Below are 218 nucleotides of genomic sequence, written 5' to 3' on the forward strand. Positions count from 1 at the left end.
GGGTTGAACTGTCCGCAGATCGCGCAGGTGATCGGACGGGATCGCTCGACGGTGTGGCGGGAGTTGTCGCGGAATCACTGCGGTACCGGGGGTCGGGTGCCGACGGGTAAGCGACATCCGCATGGTCCGGCTCCTGGGTACGTGGCGGGGGTGGGCTACCCGAAGGGGTGGGGTGGGGTGTATCGGTGGAAGTACTGTCACCGAAACGCTCAGGGCAA

Annotated in this window: 1 protein-coding gene; it reads left to right on the plus strand. The window is 66.1% G+C overall.

Annotated elements, in window-relative coordinates; translation table 11 throughout:
- On the plus strand, window positions 1-218 hold a 218-nt coding region (locus tag ACLQ28_RS34700), incomplete at both ends, for a helix-turn-helix domain-containing protein (protein WP_425690477.1).

The sequence above is a fragment of the Micromonospora sp. DT201 genome (genome assembly GCF_049841575.1).
Lineage (GTDB): Bacteria > Actinomycetota > Actinomycetes > Mycobacteriales > Micromonosporaceae > Micromonospora.